Annotated in this window: 13 protein-coding genes; 6 read left to right on the top strand and 7 right to left on the bottom strand. The window is 72.2% G+C overall.

Translation table 11 applies throughout. The features are described from left to right. From E6J59_03120 to E6J59_03100, 5 genes are all read left to right on the top strand, one after another. The coding region (locus E6J59_03120) for a PAS domain S-box protein (GenBank protein ID TMB22842.1) at positions 1–1,697 on the top strand (1,697 nt) is incomplete at its 5' end. Between the two features lie 155 nt (positions 1,698–1,852). Further along, complete coding sequence (locus E6J59_03115) at positions 1,853–2,110, top strand: STAS domain-containing protein (GenBank protein TMB22841.1); 258 nt, start codon at positions 1,853–1,855, stop codon at positions 2,108–2,110. Continuing rightward, positions 2,107–2,769: a sigma-70 family RNA polymerase sigma factor gene (locus E6J59_03110; protein ID TMB22840.1), complete on the top strand. Its 663-nt coding sequence runs from the start codon at positions 2,107–2,109 to the stop codon at positions 2,767–2,769. Before E6J59_03115 ends, E6J59_03110 begins: the two co-directional genes overlap by 4 nt. Continuing rightward, on the top strand, positions 2,766–3,935 hold the full coding sequence (locus tag E6J59_03105; protein ID TMB22839.1) for an MFS transporter: 1,170 nt from the start codon (positions 2,766–2,768) through the stop codon (positions 3,933–3,935). Before E6J59_03110 ends, E6J59_03105 begins: the two co-directional genes overlap by 4 nt. 59 nt (positions 3,936–3,994) lie before the next feature. Continuing rightward, entirely contained in the window at positions 3,995–4,504 is a 510-nt protein-coding gene (locus E6J59_03100; protein ID TMB22843.1) for an NAD(P)H-dependent oxidoreductase, read from the top strand. Between the two features lie 221 nt (positions 4,505–4,725). Here E6J59_03100 and E6J59_03095 read toward each other — a convergent pair whose 3' ends face one another. The 3 genes from E6J59_03095 to E6J59_03085 all read right to left on the bottom strand — a co-directional run bounded on the left by E6J59_03095 (position 4,726) and on the right by E6J59_03085 (position 8,511). After that, positions 4,726–5,631 (bottom strand): GNAT family N-acetyltransferase, encoded by a 906-nt coding sequence (locus E6J59_03095; protein ID TMB22838.1) that lies wholly within the window; start codon positions 5,629–5,631, stop codon positions 4,726–4,728. Positions 5,632–5,664: 33 nt separating this feature from the next. Beyond that, entirely contained in the window at positions 5,665–7,419 is a 1,755-nt protein-coding gene (locus E6J59_03090) for an HNH endonuclease (protein TMB22837.1), read from the bottom strand. A 120-nt stretch (positions 7,420–7,539) separates the two neighbouring features. Further along, on the bottom strand, positions 7,540–8,511 hold the full coding sequence (locus E6J59_03085) for an aldo/keto reductase (GenBank protein TMB22836.1): 972 nt from the start codon (positions 8,509–8,511) through the stop codon (positions 7,540–7,542). A 207-nt stretch (positions 8,512–8,718) separates the two neighbouring features. Here E6J59_03085 and E6J59_03080 point away from each other — a divergent pair, with 207 nt between their 5' ends. Next, on the top strand, positions 8,719–9,336 hold the full coding sequence (locus E6J59_03080; GenBank protein ID TMB22835.1) for a nucleotidyltransferase family protein: 618 nt from the start codon (positions 8,719–8,721) through the stop codon (positions 9,334–9,336). A 5-nt stretch (positions 9,337–9,341) separates the two neighbouring features. On the opposite strand, the gene E6J59_03075 is transcribed toward E6J59_03080, so the two are convergent. From E6J59_03075 to E6J59_03060, 4 genes are all read right to left on the bottom strand, one after another. Continuing rightward, positions 9,342–10,187 carry an alpha/beta fold hydrolase gene (locus tag E6J59_03075; GenBank protein ID TMB22834.1) on the bottom strand — a complete coding sequence of 282 codons (846 nt, stop codon included), beginning with the start codon at positions 10,185–10,187 and terminating at the stop codon, positions 9,342–9,344. Continuing rightward, positions 10,187–10,678, bottom strand: coding sequence for a DUF417 family protein (locus E6J59_03070; protein ID TMB22833.1), 492 nt, complete (start codon positions 10,676–10,678; stop codon positions 10,187–10,189). Before E6J59_03070 ends, E6J59_03075 begins: the two co-directional genes overlap by 1 nt. A gap of 70 nt (positions 10,679–10,748) precedes the next feature. Next, positions 10,749–11,075 carry a hypothetical protein gene (locus E6J59_03065; GenBank protein ID TMB22832.1) on the bottom strand — a complete coding sequence of 109 codons (327 nt, stop codon included), beginning with the start codon at positions 11,073–11,075 and terminating at the stop codon, positions 10,749–10,751. 78 nt (positions 11,076–11,153) lie between these two features. Next, on the bottom strand, positions 11,154–12,236 hold a 1,083-nt coding region (locus E6J59_03060), incomplete at its 5' end, for a PQQ-dependent sugar dehydrogenase (protein TMB22831.1).

Below are 12,236 nucleotides of genomic sequence, written 5' to 3'. Positions count from 1 at the left end.
GGAATGCCCGCGGTCCCGAGATCACCGGCTACACGGACGAGGAGCTGCGCGGCATGCGCGCCCTCGATTTCCACACCGACGCGCCCGAGAACCGAGAAGCTTTCGCCCGGCTCGAGCGGGAGGTCTTCCAGGAGGGGCGCGACCTCGTCGCCGAGGTGGAGGGCCGGCGCAAGGACGGCAGCCTCTACTGGGCCCGGGTCTCGCTGAGCCCGTTGCGCGACGAGCAGGGGCACATCACCGGCGCCCGCTCCATCGCCCAGGACGTCACGGAGCTCCACCAGGCGCAGCAGGCGGTGCGGGAGAGCGAGGCGCGGCTCTCGGCCATCATCGAGTCGGCGCTGGACCCGATCATCGTGACCGACCAGGAGGGACGGATCGTGCTCCTCAACCCCGCGGCGGAGAGGGTATTCCGCTGTACCGCGGCGGACATGATCGGCACCCCCGTCATGCGCTTGGGCACCCCGGCAGCCGCCCGCTCGCTCGCGCAGGCCATGGAGGACATTCGTACGGGACGGAAGACGTTCAGCTTCAGCGAGCCCGGGCTCAAGTCGCGCCGCCTCGACGGGGAGGAGTTCGAGTTCGAGGGGGCGCTGTCGTGCGCGCAGGTCGGCGGCCGGCCGCTCTACACGATCTACCTGCGCGACCTCGGAGAACGTCGCCGGCTCGAGGCCGAGCAGCAGCGCCTCCAGCTCCAAAGCGCCTACCTCCAGGAGGAGATCAAGGCCGTCCACAACTTCGAAGAGATCGTCGGCCGCAGCGCCGTGCTGCAGCGGGTGCTGTCACAGGTGGACCTCGTCGCAGCGACCGACTCCTCCGTGCTGATCTCGGGCGAGACCGGCACCGGCAAGGAGCTCGTCGCGCGGGCCATCCACGCGCGGAGCGCCCGCCGGGACCGCCCCCTGGTGAAGGTGAACTGCTCGGCGTTGCCGAGCGGGCTCGTCGAAAGCGAGCTCTTCGGCCACGAGAAGGGCGCCTTCACCGGCGCCACGGAACGCCGGACCGGCCGCTTCGAGCTCGCGCACGGCGGGACGATCTTCCTCGACGAGGTCGGGGAGCTGCCCCCCGAGACGCAGGCGAAGCTCCTGCGTGTGCTCCAGGAGCGTGAGTTCGAGCGTGTGGGCGGCAGCCAGACGGTGAGGGTCGACGTGCGGGTCATCGCCGCGACGAACCGCGACCTGCCGACGGCGGTCGCCGACGGCACGTTCCGCCAGGACCTGTACTACCGGCTGAACGTCTTCCCCGTGACCCTGCCGCCGCTGCGCGAGCGCCCGGAGGACATCCCGCCACTCGTGCACTATTTCGTCGCCCGCTACCGGGCGAAGATCGGCCGCAAGATCTCCCGCGTGCCGCAGGAGACGATGGCGCGACTCGGCACCTACGCCTGGCCCGGGAACGTGCGCGAGCTCGAGAACGTCATCGAGCGGGCCGTGATCCTGTCCCCGGGAGCCGACCTGGAGGTTCCCCCCGAGCTCCTTCCCGCAAGCGTGCCCGCCGCCCCGCCGCGGTCCGCGGCCCCGGCCGGCACCGCCCCGCTCGAGCGGGTCGAGCGGGATCACATCCTCTCGGTTCTCAAGCGCACGAACTGGCGGGTGGACGGCCCGCACGGCGCGGCGCGCCTGCTCGACATGCACCCGAGCACGCTGCGCAGCCGGATGCAGAAGCTCGGCATCCGGCGGAGTGAGGAGCAGGCTTCGTAGATCCGCGAAATGTCGCGGGCGGCGCGGCGCCCGCGAAGGGTCGCGGATCACCTCGCAAGCGCCCGTCGTGACGGCGCTTGTGCGCCGCCAGCCGCCCCGCAGCTGCCGCGGCATGAGGGTTGCTCCTGGCCAGCGGCATGATGCGGATCACACGGGTGCCGGGAACCGACGGAGTGGCGCGCCTCTCCATCGAAGGCCGCCTCGCCGGGGTCGAAGTGAGGGAGCTGGCGACCTCGTGTGAAGCCTATCTCGTGGCGCGCCATCCCCTGCTGCTCGATCTCTCGGGTGTGACCTTCGTCGACGCGCAGGGCCTCGGCCTGCTCCACGGCGTCGCCCGGCGCGGCGCCCTGCTCGCGAGCTGCTCCCCGTTCCTGAGCGAGATGCTCGGCGACATGGGAGGAGAAGCCGAATGAATCTCGATCCCGTGATGGACGAGAGCGCGCCTCTCCTCGCCGGCCTCCGCCGTGGCGACGACCACGCCTTCGCCACCCTCGTGCGCCAGCACGGCGGCCGCATGCTCGCGACCGCGCGCCGCCTCTTGCGGGACGACGACGAGGCCGAGGACGCCGTGCAGGAGGCCTTCGTGTCGGCGGCGCGTGCCATCGACGGCTTCGCGGGCGACTCCAAGCTCTCGACCTGGCTCCACCGCATCGTCGTCAACACCGCCCTGATGAGGCTGCGGAGCCGGCGGCGCCGGCGCGAGGAGCCGATCGACGATCTCCTGCCGCGCTTCGACGCCGACGGGCATCATGCCGAGGGCGTGGTGGGCTGGGAGACGCCGAGCGACGTCCTCCTCGAGCGGCGCCAGACGCGCGCCATGGTGCGCCGGTGCATCGACGAGCTCCCCGAGCGTTACCGGACCGTCATCCTCCTTCGCGACATCGAGGAGATGGACACGGAGGAGACCGCGCACTCGATCGGGTCGACCCCGAACGCCGTGAAGATCCGGCTGCACCGTGCCCGGCAGGCGCTCAGGACGCTGCTGGCGCGGGAACTCGGCCGCTCGGAGCATGCGTCCGACGACGCTCCGGCCCTGGCCGTTTCCGCCGACCAGGGGCGGCGCCGCGCATGACCGGCGGGGCAACCCCGGCCCGCGCCCGCCGGTCCGTCTCGACGATCTTCTTCGTCAACGGTGCCGTGCTCGCCAGCTGGGTGCCTCACATCCCGGCCGTCAAGGCCGAGCATGCGATCGGGGACGGCGCGCTCGGGCTCGTCCTGCTCTCGATGGCCGCGGGCTCGGTGCTCGCCCTCACGCTCGCGGGCTGGCTGGTCGGGCGGATCGGCAGCCGGGCGACCACGTCGATGGCGGCGATCGCGCTCTGCGTGACACTTCCCCTGCCGGTGATCAGTCCGGCGATCCCGCTGCTCGCCCTGTCACTCGTCCTCCTTGGCGCGAGCAACGCCACGCTCGACGTCGCCATGAACGCCCAGGCGGTCCTGGTCGAGCGGGAGTACGGGCGTCCGATCATGTCGTCGTTCCACGGGCTCTTCAGCCTGGGCGGGCTGGCGGGGGCCGCGCTCGCGGGCCTCGCCATCGGGCTCGGCGTCCCACCCGCCTGCCACGTGGTCGCGAGCGCCGCGGTCGCCCTCCTGGCGGTGGGCCGCGCGCTCCGCTGGCTCGTGCCGTCGGATGCCGCCGACGCGAGCGCCGCCCCCGTCTTCGCCCGACCCAGCGGCGTGCTCTTCGGCCTCGGCGTCCTCGCCTTCTTCGGCCTCCTGGCGGAGGGCGCGATGGCCGACTGGAGCGCCGTCTACCTGCGCGACACGCTCGAGACGACCCCGGCGGTGGCGGCTGCCGGCTTCGCCGCGTTCTCGCTCGCCATGGCCGCGGGCCGCTTCCGCGGCGACTGCCTGGTCAGCCTGCTCGGCCCCGGCCGGCTGCTCGGCGCATCGGGGGCGCTGGCCGCCTTCGGGCTCGGCGGCGCGCTCCTCGCGGGCGCTCCCGCCGCCGCCGTCGCCGGGTGTGGGCTCGTCGGCCTCGGCATCTCGAACGTCATCCCCGTGCTCTTCAGCGCGGCGGGACAGGTGCGCGGGATCCAGGCCGGCACCGCACTTGCCGCGGTCGCGACCATAGGCTACCTCGGGCTCCTCGCAGGTCCGCCGTTGATCGGGCTCACCGCACACGTCACGAGCCTCCCGGTGGCGCTCGGCCTCGTCAGCGCCTTCTGCGCGGCGATCGGCGTCGGAGGCCGCGCCCTCGTCCCTGCCGTGATTCCCACCCGGAGCGCGCCCTCGTGACCGAGCCCGGGCGTGCGCTCTTCGTCCCCGTCCTCCTCGGCACGGTGCGCCAGGGACGCATGAGCCTCCCGGTCGCGAGGCTCCTCGTGTCCGAGCTCTCCCGCCGCCCGGGGATCGAGACCGAGCTGATCGACCTCGCGCGCATTCCCCTCCGCATCGACGACGCCGGCCAGGCGATCAAGGACCCCACCTTCTCCTCGCAGATGAGCCGCGCCGACGCCCTGGTCGTGGTCTCGCCCGAGTACAACCACGGGTACTCGGGCCTGCTGAAGCACGCGCTCGACAGCTGCCTGAAGGAGTACGTTCACAAAGCCGTTGGCGTCGTCGGCGTGTCCGCAGGGCCGTACGGCGGCACGCGCGGCATCCAGGACCTGCTCCCCGTGCTGCGGGAGCTCGGCCTGGTCGCGATCTTCTGGGACGTCAACTTCTCCGCCGTGCAGAGCGTCTTCGACGAGGCCGGGGCGCTGCGCGATCAGGCCTATCTCCCGCGCATCGACAAGTTCCTGAAGGAGCTCGTGTGGATGGCGCGCACGCTGCGCCACGGCCGCGAGCACGTCGCACTGGAGTAGCGGGGGGATGGCGGCGGAATCGCGACCGATGATGTGTCCCGAATGCGGTGTCGAGATGAATCATCACGCCGAGAAGCTCGTGCACCCGAGCGGGGCGCAGGAGGCGTCCGCGATGGATCCCATCCTGGGCGGGATGATCGAGGAAATACACACCTGCCCGCAGTGCGGCGCCGGGGCCTCGCGACGAGGGACGGGCGAACCGCGGTAGCTCACGCGCGGCCTCACGGCTCGACGTCGCGCTCGCCGGGGTCCGCTCCCGTGTGGCGCGGGAGGTCGTCGCCGAGGCGGAGCCAGGCGAGCTGGCTCGAGGTCCAGATGTGCGCCGCGGGGACGATGGCGTCCGGGAGGTCCATGCTGCCGACGGTCACGTCGACGGAGCTCGGCCGCGCCGTCTCGCGGAAGGTGAGGGCCGTGCCGCAGGCGGCACAGAGCTGGCGCAGCGCGCGGGGCGTGGCGCGCAGCTCCGCCGGCGTCCCCCCGGTGAAGACGAAGGCGGCGGCCGGGAACGTCGCCCAGGTGACGAACGGCGCGCCCGTCGTGCGGCGGCAGATGCTGCAGTGGCAGTGGCTCACGTCGCCCGTCGTGGCGCTCACGCGGTAGCGGATGGCGCCGCAGAAGCAGCCGCCCGTGATCGCCGCGGGTGGCGCCGCGGCTCGCGGCTCGGCCGCCGGCTCGAGGGTGCGCACCCAGCGGGCACGCGCGAGCGGCCGGAAGCCCTCGCGCGCGTAGAGTCGGGCCGCGCGCTGGTGGCCGGCGTCGACCTCCAGGTCGACGGCCACCGCGCCGGTCTCGGCCGCGATCCGGAGCGCCGCGTGCAGCAGCCGCGTGCCGAGGCCGCGCCCGCGCGCCGCGGGCTCGACGTACAGCTCCTCGAGCCATGCGGACCGGCCGCCGTGCTCGAGCGGCCACACGAAGGAGAGCGCGGCCATGCCGACGGGCCTTCCCCTCTCGATCGCGACCAGGATCCGCCCCCGCTCGGGATGACGGAGAACCGCCTCGATCGCGCTGGCGAGCTTCGCCTCCGGGGTTGCCACGTGGTGGTCGCGGAGCTGCGCGACGAGGAGCGCCGTCACCGCTTCGAGCTCGGCCTCGGTGGCGAGACGCACGTCTACGGCGCCTTCAGGCATGGCTCCTTGGATGCCGGCTGCCGGCGGTTGGTGTCAACGCTCGACCAGGTACTCGTCCCCCTCGAGCCGCAGCAGCGGTGCGCACCCCGGGCGGACCCCGAGCTCCCACGTCACGTCGTCGGGCGCCGTCCCCCACGCCCGCACGCGCCCCTGGTGAATCCCCCGCAGGTGGTGCCAGGCACAGACGGTGATGCGGTTGTCGCGCGCGTTGCCGCCGCCGCGCGAGCGGAAGAGGAGGTGATGGTCGTGCAGGTTCCGCCGCGACGTGCAGGCAGGCACGGCGCAGCGCCAGCCATCGCGCGCGAAGACCGGGTCGCGGTGACGCGGCTGCTGCTGCCATTCGGTCCACGCGTGCTCGAGGAGCCGCTCGAAGCCGCGCCACGGCGGCTCGAGGGGCTCGGCAAAGGCCGCGATCGCCTCGCGCAGCAGCACCTTGAGCGAGGCGGGGGCGAAGAAGACGATCTCCGCGTCGAGGGGCGGGCATTCCTCGTGCGCACGCATTTGCCGCTCCGGCAGGACGAGCGACGCCCCCGGCGGCGGCGGCTCGCTCACCGCCGGGGACGCGCCCGCGGCGCGCCGCTCGACCACCCACTCCGCCTCGTCCACCAGTCGGCGCACCGTGACTGCCTTCGCCCGCGCGATCCAGGCCGCGGCGGTCTCCTCGCTGAGCACGGGCATGATCGTGAGCGCCCGCAGCCACGAAAGCTCGCCGTCGCGGTAGGCGGCCAGGAGTGCCGTCGCGTCCCACGTCTTGCGCTCGAGCGCGACCAGCGCCCGCGCCTTGCGGGCCGAGAGCCCGAGGCGCTCGCGCGCGTAGGACGCCGCCGACGGGAACCCCATGTTTCGGTGCAGGCGCAGCGCGAAGAAGGTGCGCAGGAGACGGCCCATCTGCCAGTCGATCCTTTGCATGGCGCGGACGAGCACCCGCATCCGCTGGTCGAGCGCGAAGGCGTTCACCTCGCTCGCGCCGTCCTGCAGCCGCTCGAGGTCCGCGGGCAACGCCTCCTCGACCGCCGTCCAGTCGAGGTCACCGAAGACGGCGGGCGTCTCGTCGAGATCCAGGCGCTCGGGTGGCGGATCGGACTCGGGGCCGGGCAGCCCGGCCATCGGGTCCTCGGGCTCGATGTCGCGCGCCGAGAACCCTTCGGCCGCCACGGCGTCCGCGACCTGCCACGGCGCGACCTCCGCACCCATGACGGCGCGGGCGAGCACGGTGACCTCGTGCCAGCGCTCGCGCACGCGGCGCGGGCAGGAGAGCCGAATCTGCACGCGCGGCTCGTCGTCGAGCGTGTCGTCGCGCTCGGCGGGGCGCCCGCTCTCGCGCGCGATGATGGCCGCGAGCGCGCGCACCGTGCGGCCGCGGGCCGTCTCGACCCAGGCCGTCGCCGTCTCCGGCGTCGCCACGCCGACCAGCAACCGCACCTGCGTCCAGGAGAGCTTGCCGCCTGCGAAGGCCGCCGCGACGTCGGGCAGCTCGGCCAGCCGCGCGTTCACGTGCGCGAGTGACTGGAGCTCACGGGCGGAGAGGCCGAGGCGCTCGCGCACGTAGTCGCCGACCCGGGCAAAGCCGAGCGCGTGCTGGCCCTTCTGCCCGAGGAAGGCGCGGGCCACGGCGCCGAGGACGCGGCGGCCGCTCGCCTCCTGGCGCGCGAGGCGGCGGAGGTAGCCGTCGAGAAGGAGCGCGCACTCGTCACGCACGAGGTGACGCCGCTGGTCACCGGGCGGCGGCTCGAGATGCTCGGGCGGGACGAGATCGAGGCTTCTGAGGGAAGAGGCCGGGAGCGGCATAGTAATGGTGGGGGGCGGGAGGCGAACATTAGGCGAAACTAGCCCTCGTGTCAACCCGGAGGCAGGGTGTCGGAACGAGCTACGCGATGCCCTTCAGGCTTGTAGCTGCGCGATCGCTTCTCACCACGCGTAGGCTTCCGGCGCCTCACCGCCCGGGCCCGGGAAGACGCGGTCGAGCTTCGCGAGCGCGTCCTCGGAGAGCCGGAGCTCGAGTGCGCGGAGACTCGCGTCGAGCTGCGCCATGGTCCGCGGCCCCACGATGGGCGACGTGACGGCCGGGTTTCGCAGCACCCATGCCAGCGCCACCTCGGCGGGATGGTGGCCCAGCTCGCGACAGAGCGCTTCGTAGGCCGCTACCCGGTCGCCGTGGCGCTCGAGCAGGCGCTGCTGCCGCTCGGTTGCGCGCCGGCCCCCGGCCGCCTTCTCGAGGGCGCCGCCAAGGAGCCCACCCGCGAGCGGGCTGTACGGAACGAGCCCGATCCCGTGCGCGCGGCAGGCGGGGATGACCTCGAGCTCGATCATGCGCGTCACCAGGTTGTAGACGCTCTGCTCCGTCACCAGCCCGAGGAAGTGGCGCGCCGCCGCCGTGGCGCTCGCCTGGGCGATCTGCCAGCCGGCGAGGTTGCTGCTCCCGACGTAGAGCACCTTCCCCTGCTGCACGAGCACCTCCATCGCCTGCCACAGCTCGTCCCACGGCGTGTCCCGGTCGATGTGGTGCATCTGGTAGAGGTCGATGTGGTCGGTGCGCAGGCGGCGGAGGCTGCCTTCGCACGCCTGGCGGATGTGATAGGCGGAGAGGCGCCCGTCGTTCGGTCCTGGGCCCATCCTCCCGTAGACCTTCGTCGCGAGGACGATCCGCTCGCGCCGGCCGCCGCCCTGCGCGAGCCAGCGGCCGATGATCTGTTCGGTGACGCCCTCGCCGGTGCGCCAGCCGTACACGTCGGCAGTGTCGAAGAAGTTGACCCCGCGCTCGAGCGTGCGGTCCATGATGGCGAAGCTGTCGCTCTCGCTCGTGAGCGGACCGAAGTTCATGGTGCCGAGGCAGAGCCGGCTGACCCGGAGCCCGCTGCGGCCGAGACGGACGTACTCCATGCGGACGTGTCTACCACGCCGCGCGGCGCCTCAGAACATCCGATCGCCCGAAACAGAGCCGCACGCGCACGGCAACTAGGATGCCCCGCGCGTTCTCCAAGCCGCAGCGCGAGCAGCGGAACGAGGCGCCGCTCCTGGCGCCCACGAGCGCTCCACGGCTCGACTCGGGCTGCATGGAAGCGTAGGAAAGAATCGGCAGGTCAACCGATGCGCGCCGCGGCACTCCGCAGCTATCGCGAGCTCCTGCAGGCCGCATGGGTGCGCGAGGTTCCCGTCGGCCCGGTGGACGAGACGCTGACGCGCGTCGGCCGCATCCTGCGCGAGGCCGGGATCCACTTTGCCGTCGCCGGCGGCTTCGCCGTGATCGAGCACGGCTACGAGCGCTTCACGAAGGACGTCGACCTCCTGGTGCATGCTGGCGATCTGTCGCGGGCGATGAAGGCGTTGCGCGCCGCTGGCTTTCGGGGCGGCCGGACGCCGATCGGGGCCAGGATGCGCGACGAGCGGACGAACGTCGACGTCGACCTCCTCGGCTCGGCCTTCGAGGGCGACGAGCGGGCACTCGCGCGCTCGTCGCGAGCCCGGCGGCTCCTGCCGGTCGTTCCGGTGGAGCACCTGATCCTCATGAAGCTCGAAACGGCGCGTATCCAGGACGACGCGGACGTTGTCGCGCTGCTGAAGGCGGGGGCGCCCGGCGTGACCGTCGCGCGCTACCTTCGACGCACGTGGCCGGAGCTGCTCCCTCGATTTCGCCAACTTGCGGCACGGGCCCGCACCGAACGGACGGAGCGGCGGCGGCCACCCGCTCGGGGCAGGAAGCGCTGAGGGGCTCACGCGAGCTCCCTGGCGGCCTGCTTTGAGGGCTGCGCCAGCCACGCCCGCACCGCGTGGCGGAACGCCTCGGCCTCCTCGACGAACGGATAATGTCCGCTCTGCTCGAACACGACCAGCTGCGAGCCCCGGATGCCCCGCCGCAGCCGCTCCGCCTGCGACGGCGGGCAGAAGAAGTCGTGCCGGCCGCTCAGGATGAGCGTGGGGACGTCGATCTCGCCCAGGCGCGACACCACGTCGCAGCCCGCCATGAGCTCCCGGCTGCGCGCGTTGGCCGCGGGGCTCCAGAGGGTCTCGCCGAAGAGCCGCTTCGCGCGCGCGGGACCCAAGGCGTGAAAGCCGAGGGCGGCGGCGACCAGCTCCTGGTTCCGCGCGAAGGTGGCGTCGTCCGCGGGGAGGTCGAGGAAGGCCGCGAGCACCGCGGGGCGGGGCCGGCGGCGCCGCAGCTCGGCGACGAGCTCCTCGGTGTAGTCCCACGCCGCCGTGGTGCCGACCAGGACCAGGTGGCTCAGGTGGCGTGGATGGCGCAGCGCATGCTGCAGGGCGAGGCAGCCTCCGTACGAGTGCCCCAGCACCGCGACCCTCTCGTAACCGAGGTGAGACCGCAGCGCGTCGGCGTCGTCGGCGAGCTGCTCGAGCGTGAGCGTCTCGATGGGCGGCCGTCCAGAACGGCCGTTGCAACGATGATCGTAGTACACGAGGCGCAGCACATCCCCGAGCGGGTCGAGCCCGTCGCGGAACTGGGTGTGATCGACGCCCAGCCCGCCGTGCATGACGAGGCAGGGCACACCCTTCCCGACCTCGAGGTAGAAGAGCTCGGCGCCGTTGGCGTGCGCGGAGGGCATCAGGTGCGGGCGGCGCTCAGCGCCTCACCCAGCGACCACACCGCCGCCCCGAGCAGCACCACGTCCTTCAGCAGGAACTGCCCGGGGACGACCGACAGCGCCGGGAAGCCTCCCAGGCTGGGCTCCCAGCCGGGCGTGGAGAAGAGGAAGCTGAGCGTGGTTAGGAACATCATCACCGCCATCCCGCTCCCCACCGCCGCGATCCGCGAAGACACCGGCCGGAGCGCGATCATCACGGCGACCGCGACCTCGACCGCCCCGAGGAGATTCGAGAACGCCCGGACGCTCAGGAAGCCGTACATCCAGCTCATGAGCGGGCTGTTGGCCACCAGCGGCTGGATGCCCGCTGCCTCGTACGCCGTGAACTTCATCGCGCCGATCCAGCCGACGACCAGCACGAGGCCGTAGCGCACGATGGCTTGCCCCACCGCCTCCAGCGTGGCCGTTGCCTGGATGGCGTTGCTCTGCGTGCGAATGACTCCAACTGCCATGACTCGTTCCTCCTTCACGGGCGAATGCCCGGGATCTTGAGGCGGATGCGGTACAGCCGCGTGCGCGCGGTCAGGCCACGTCGGGCACGTAGGCGGGCACGATGATCGAGCGGTTCACCTTGTCGCCCTTCACCGGGAGACGCTGGAGCAGGTACGTCCTCCCCTTGGAGTCGACCACTTGCCAGTGGGGATCGGGGGTGTCGGGCACCTCGAAGTCGTCCGAGAGCGTCAGCGCGCTACGGCCGCCCTCCGTCGAGTGCGTGACCGTCCCCGTGTTCGCCTTGACGCCCGCGAAGGGCTCGCTCGTGTGGGCGTACGTGCCGGCCGCGTGGCCGCTGTGCGCGAGCGCGAACATCAGCACGGCCAGTGCGATCGCGGCGATCAACTCGCTCCGCATGGTCCATCCTCCTCGCGCCTTCGATGCCGTCAGGCGAGGAGAGGTGTCGGGCGCGCGGGACGAGGTGCCCCGCCCGGCTCAGCTCCCGGGGACGAGCTTGAAGACCTCGCCGTCGGCGGCGCCGCTCCCGTGGTCCGTGACGTACAGCTCGCCGCGCGCATCTTCGCCGAATGAGGTCACGCTGCCGATCGACAGGCCGCCTCCCGGCGCGACGTCCGCGGTGCGGTCAGCGAGGTTCTGCGCGTTGCCGCCGAGGACGCCGCGGAAGGTGCGGATGAAGGCCGTGCAGTAGTCCGAGTAGAAGTAAGTCCCGCGCAGGTCCGGCATCCGGCAGCCGCGATAGACGAAGCCGCCGGTGATCGCGCAGCCACGAGGGTGGCTGCCGCAGGCCGGGTCCACCTGGGAGTGGCAGTACTCGAGGACGGGCATCGTGAGGCCGGTGGGGGCCGGGCAAGGATCCGGGCATCCCGAGCCAGAGGAGCAGTGCCGCCCCTCGTAGAAGTCCCAGCCGTAGTTGAGCCCGCTCCCGGCCGGCGCCGGCTGATAGTCGACCTCCTCCCACAGGTTCTGGCCGACGTCCGCGATGTAGAGGTCGCCGGTGGCGCGGTCGAAACTGAAGCGCCAAGGATTGCGCAGCCCCTTCGCCCAGATCTGGTAGGTCTCGGTGCTGACATTGATGCGCAGGAGCTTCCCGAGGAGCGAGGCGTCGTTCTGCGCGTTCTCATTCGGATCGCACCCACTGCCGCCGTCGCCCATGCCGACGTAGAGAAAGCCATCGGGGCCGAAGACGTTCAGCCCCCCGTTATGGTTCGCGAACGGCTGCGGGATCGTGAGGAGCACGTGCTCACTCCCCGCGTCGGCCACGTCGGGGTTGCCGCTCACCTGGTAGCGCGCGATGACCGTGGCCCCGTCGGTCTGGCGCGTGTAGTTCACGAACAGGAAGCCGTTGGTCTCGAAGTCGGGGTGGAAGGCGACGCTGAGCAGCCCCTGCTCGGAGCCGGCACTCAGCACTCTACTCTCGATGGCGAGGAACGGGGTGCCGAGCAGGGCGCCATTCTTGATGATCCGGATCCGGCCCGGCTGCTCCACCACGAAGACCCGGTTGGGATCGAGCCGCGGGGCGGTGACGTGCACGGGATGGACGAGCCCCGAGGCGACGCG

The sequence above is a fragment of the Deltaproteobacteria bacterium genome (genome assembly GCA_005879795.1).
Taxonomy (GTDB): domain Bacteria; phylum Desulfobacterota; class Binatia; order DP-6; family DP-6; genus DP-6.
Note: the sequence above shows the minus strand (reverse complement) of the source record. Positions and strands in the feature narration are given on the sequence as shown.

What these genes read in the sequence shown, in the direction of transcription:
- E6J59_03110 (TMB22840.1), top strand. Translation starts at nt 2,107, where the DNA reads ATGAATCTCGATCCCGTGATGGACGAGAGCGCGCCTCTCCTCGCCGGC.
- E6J59_03105 (TMB22839.1), top strand. Translation starts at nt 2,766, where the DNA reads ATGACCGGCGGGGCAACCCCGGCCCGCGCCCGCCGGTCCGTCTCGACG.
- E6J59_03100 (TMB22843.1), top strand. Translation starts at nt 3,995, where the DNA reads ATGAGCCTCCCGGTCGCGAGGCTCCTCGTGTCCGAGCTCTCCCGCCGC.
- E6J59_03095 (TMB22838.1), bottom strand. Translation starts at nt 5,631, where the DNA reads ATGCCTGAAGGCGCCGTAGACGTGCGTCTCGCCACCGAGGCCGAGCTC.
- E6J59_03090 (TMB22837.1), bottom strand. Translation starts at nt 7,419, where the DNA reads ATGCCGCTCCCGGCCTCTTCCCTCAGAAGCCTCGATCTCGTCCCGCCC.
- E6J59_03085 (TMB22836.1), bottom strand. Translation starts at nt 8,511, where the DNA reads ATGGAGTACGTCCGTCTCGGCCGCAGCGGGCTCCGGGTCAGCCGGCTC.
- E6J59_03080 (TMB22835.1), top strand. Translation starts at nt 8,719, where the DNA reads ATGCGCGCCGCGGCACTCCGCAGCTATCGCGAGCTCCTGCAGGCCGCA.
- E6J59_03075 (TMB22834.1), bottom strand. Translation starts at nt 10,187, where the DNA reads ATGCCCTCCGCGCACGCCAACGGCGCCGAGCTCTTCTACCTCGAGGTC.
- E6J59_03070 (TMB22833.1), bottom strand. Translation starts at nt 10,678, where the DNA reads ATGGCAGTTGGAGTCATTCGCACGCAGAGCAACGCCATCCAGGCAACG.
- E6J59_03065 (TMB22832.1), bottom strand. Translation starts at nt 11,075, where the DNA reads ATGCGGAGCGAGTTGATCGCCGCGATCGCACTGGCCGTGCTGATGTTC.